Genomic DNA, 3,533 nt, shown 5'->3' with positions numbered 1-3,533 from the left:
GTCCTGGTCGGGCTGGACCATCATCAGTCACCTCCAGCACTCTCGGGTTTCACGGTAATGGCGGTCGGGCGCCGTCGGCGACGGCGGCGAGGCGGGTGGGGTCGTGGATGACGATCTTGCCGCGGCGGAGTCGGATGATGTCGTGTTTGGCGAGTTCGCCCAGCGCGGTGGTGGTTCGCTCGCGGGTGGCGCCGACGAGGGCGGCGAGTTGGTTGTGGGTCAGGCGGATCGGTTCGGCCGGGGCGTGCAGGGCGAGTTGGCACAGGGTGGCGGCGAGCCGTTCGCCGAGGGCCTTGCACGTCAGGTCGGTGAGTCGCTGTTCGAGGTCGGCGATGCGGGTGGAGAGCTGTTCGGCGATGCGCAGGGCGATGCGGGGGTCGGTGAACAGCAGGCCGCGGACGGCGGTGCGGCTCATCAGGCACAGTTCGCACGCTTCGAGGGCTTCGGCCCAGGTGGCGCGCATCCGCAGGCCGAGCAGGTCCATCTCGCCGAACACCGTCCCGGGGCCGAGCACGGCGGTGGTGACGCCGCGGCCGTCGGGTCCGATCCGGTACAGGCGGATCCGGCCGCGTTTGACGATGAACAGCACCGACGACGGTTGCAGCGGGGTGTAGACGACCTGTCCGGTCGGAACGGTCCGCATGGGGGCGTGAGCGCCCAGCGCGGCCATCTCGCGGCGCGAGAGGTCGCGGAACAAGTCGACCTCGGCCAGGCAGTAGTGCTCGTCGGCCGGGAGTTCCGCTGGGGGCATCAGGTCAGTCATCGTCGCCCGTGTCGGCGGTGCTGTCCAGCCGACACAGCAACTCCTGCCAGTCTGGATTGCCCAGCGAGATCACCTCGCCCGCCAACAGGTAGGTCGGTGTGCCGATGACCCCGGGGGGCAGTGGTTCATCGGGGTGTTCGGCCAAGTCGATCACTTCGACCGGGTGGTCGGGGCGGGCGTGCCGCACCGCCTCAGCGAGACTCAGGGCGGTGCGGCAGCCCGCGCAACCCGGCGCGACGTAAATCCGCAGCGGCTGCCGGGGATTGGTTGGCGTCATGAGCGGGCGCGGCGTCGCAGTCCATAGAGGACCGCGGCGGTGATCAGCCCGAAGATGACGTGGCCCATGAGGCTGAGCCACTGGTCGCGCTCGATCACGAAGACCATGTCCCTCATCATCGGGTCGGCGGTGACGCTGAGCCACAGCGGCATGAGCACGAGTGCGCCGAGGACCCACCAGATGACGCCGTAGACCATCCCGGCGCCGAGCATCGGCCCGAGCCTGTCGGCGATTCCGTAGGCGAGCACGCCGAACAGTGCCCCGATGAGCGCGGAGTTGACCAGATGCACCAGGAATCCGACGAACGCGTTGTCGACGCCGATGAGCATCCCGACCATGGGCAGCATGCCCATGATGGCCATGAGAATGCCGAACACGATGCCCCCGACGATCCCGGCGACGGCTCCGCTCCCTGCGCGGGACATCAGCCCTGAGGTCGTGGGATGAGCGAGTGCGGACACGATCGGCTCCTTCCTGCGCCGCCGGGGATCGGCGGTGCGGGGGGAGCCTTCTCCGCATCCTGGAAGTGGTCGGTTACCTCGGTTACACAACGAACCGTCGTCACCTGATCGTGACGTGAGCGGTCAGCCCGCGCGCTTTCGCAGGCGGTCGGCGTCGAGGATGTCGATGGCGCCGTAGCGCACGCCGATGAGCCCTTCGCGTTCGAGTTCTTTGAGGATCTTGTTCAACGACGGGCGTTGGGCGCCGACCATGGCGGCCAGGGTGCGCTGGGACAGGGAGACCTGCCCGTCGATGGCCTCGTCGAGCAGCAGCCCGGCGACCTGTTCGGTCAGGCTCCGGCCGAGCAGGCCGACCAGGCGCATCTGGCTGGCGGCGAGTCGCTGCGCGACGCTGGAGAGCCAGCGGCGGGTGATGGGCGGGCTGGTGGCGAGGAGGTGTTCGAAGTCCGCCGCGGTCAGGGAAAGCAGGGTGGACTCGTCGAGGGCTCGGGCGGTGTAGGGCAGGGCCATGTCCAGCAGCATGTGGATGTCGCCCTCGACGTCACCTGGGCGCAGGACGGCCACGACCGTGCGTCGGCGCCCGGATCCGACCGACAGCTCGACCCGGCCCTGCTGCACGATCCACACCTCCCGCGCGAAATCGCCACTGTGGAACAGCGCGGTTCCCCGCGGGAGGTGGAGTTGTCTGAGGGTGCCCGCCAGTGCGGTGATCGCGTCGGGCGTCAGCGGCGCCGACTCGCCGCGGCCGACGCAGCGGGCCACCCACGCGGCCTGCCGGATCGCCATGTCCTCGGCGGGGGCGCTGCCCAGCAACCGCATGGCCTGGTCCAGCGCGGCGGACGGAAGACGGGAGAGGGCCATGCCTTCCATGGTGTCACCACGCTGACACTTGTCGCGCGACGAGTCCTGTGCTGGTGTGGACTTGGACCATGGAGGTCGATCTTCGATGATGCGTGCGGTATGGAACGGTGTGGTGTTGGCGGAGGCGCCGAGGACGGTGCGGGTGGAGGGCAACCACTATTTCCCGCCTGAGTCGTTGCGCCGGGAGTTCTTCGTGGAGAGCCGGACCAAGTCGGTGTGCCCGTGGAAGGGCCTGGCCCGCTACTACACCGTGACGGCGGACGGCGAGGTCAACCGGGACGCGGCCTGGTATTACCCGCATCCCAGTCCCCTGGCCCGGCGGATCAAAGACCACGTCGCGTTCTGGCACGGTGTCCAGGTGGAGGGCGAACCGGAAGGCGACCGTCCCGGTCTGCTGGAGCGGCTGCCGCAGTGGCTCGGCGGAAAGCGATGAGCGACCCGACCGCCACGAACACCTCAGGCACCCCAGGAAAGCCGACGGCGGCTGGGCTGCCGGTGTGGCGGATGGGGCTGGCCGGCGGGCTCGTCGGCATTCTGTGCTGCGTCGGTCCGACCGTGCTCGCACTGGTGGGCGTCGTCAGCGCCGGGACGGCGTTCGCATGGGCGACCAACCTGTATGACAACTACGCCTGGTGGTTCCGGCTGGGCGGGCTGGCGGTGCTTGCCCTGCTGGTCTGGGTGGCGTTGCGCCGCCGCGACCAGTGCAGCGTCGCCGGGGTGCGCCGGTGGCGGTGGCGGCTGCTCGCCGTCCTGGCCGTTGCCGTGGGCACCTACGTCGCGCTGTACGCGCTGACCACCTGGTTGGGCACGTTCGCATGACCGATGCGGTCGAGTTCTATTGGCGGCCGAGTCGCCCGTTCTGCATGGTGCTGCGCAGCGGGCTGCGGCTCAGCGGGCTGCCGCTGCGCGAGGTCGACATCTGGAAAGACCCGGAGGCCGCGGCCAGGGTGCGTTCGGTCGCGGACGGCAACGAGACCGTCCCGACTGTGTTCGTCGGCTCCCACGCCATGGTCAACCCCAGCATGCGGCAGGTGTTGACCGCGATCCGCGACCACGCCCCGAACCTCACGCCGACCGCCACGCCCTCGGCACCGGTCTGGCGTCCCGTCATCGCGGCGTTGGGCTTCGGGCTGCTCTGGCTGCTGCTGGCGACGCGCAGTCCGACCACGAC

7 protein-coding genes are annotated in these 3,533 nt (G+C 69.6%); 3 read left to right on the top strand and 4 right to left on the bottom strand.

Annotated features, from left to right (window positions below; all coding sequences use genetic code 11):
* Positions 1–49: 49 nt before the first annotated feature.
* The 4 genes from ACRDSQ_RS08770 to ACRDSQ_RS08755 all read right to left on the bottom strand — a co-directional run bounded on the left by ACRDSQ_RS08770 (position 50) and on the right by ACRDSQ_RS08755 (position 2,362).
* Positions 50–763 carry a Crp/Fnr family transcriptional regulator gene (locus ACRDSQ_RS08770; protein ID WP_431420305.1) on the bottom strand — a complete coding sequence of 238 codons (714 nt, stop codon included), beginning with the start codon at positions 761–763 and terminating at the stop codon, positions 50–52.
* Positions 756–1,040, bottom strand: coding sequence for a hypothetical protein (locus ACRDSQ_RS08765; RefSeq protein WP_431420303.1), 285 nt, complete (start codon positions 1,038–1,040; stop codon positions 756–758). Before ACRDSQ_RS08765 ends, ACRDSQ_RS08770 begins: the two co-directional genes overlap by 8 nt.
* The gene (locus tag ACRDSQ_RS08760; RefSeq protein ID WP_431420301.1) at positions 1,037–1,501 is read right to left on the bottom strand and encodes a hypothetical protein; all 465 of its coding nucleotides are present in this window, start codon (positions 1,499–1,501) and stop codon (positions 1,037–1,039) included. The genes ACRDSQ_RS08765 and ACRDSQ_RS08760 overlap by 4 nt, the downstream gene beginning before the upstream one ends.
* Positions 1,502–1,624: 123 nt before the next feature.
* Positions 1,625–2,362, bottom strand: a complete 738-nt coding sequence (locus ACRDSQ_RS08755) for a Crp/Fnr family transcriptional regulator (protein ID WP_431420299.1) — start codon at positions 2,360–2,362, stop codon at positions 1,625–1,627.
* Positions 2,363–2,447: 85 nt separating this feature from the next.
* On the opposite strand from ACRDSQ_RS08755, the gene ACRDSQ_RS08750 reads away from it, so the two are divergent.
* The 3 genes from ACRDSQ_RS08750 to ACRDSQ_RS08740 all read left to right on the top strand — a co-directional run.
* Positions 2,448–2,795: a DUF427 domain-containing protein gene (locus tag ACRDSQ_RS08750; RefSeq protein WP_431420297.1), complete on the top strand. Its 348-nt coding sequence runs from the start codon at positions 2,448–2,450 to the stop codon at positions 2,793–2,795.
* Entirely contained in the window at positions 2,792–3,181 is a 390-nt protein-coding gene (locus tag ACRDSQ_RS08745) for a hypothetical protein (protein ID WP_431420295.1), read from the top strand. Before ACRDSQ_RS08750 ends, ACRDSQ_RS08745 begins: the two co-directional genes overlap by 4 nt.
* A partial coding sequence (locus tag ACRDSQ_RS08740; RefSeq protein WP_431420294.1) for a glutaredoxin domain-containing protein occupies positions 3,178–3,533 on the top strand: 356 nt, incomplete at its 3' end. The genes ACRDSQ_RS08745 and ACRDSQ_RS08740, both read left to right, overlap by 4 nt.

Origin of the sequence: Actinokineospora sp. (genome assembly GCF_050699995.1) — a bacterium.
Lineage (GTDB): Bacteria > Actinomycetota > Actinomycetes > Mycobacteriales > Pseudonocardiaceae > Actinokineospora.
This window is presented reverse-complemented; position numbering and strand designations above follow the sequence as displayed.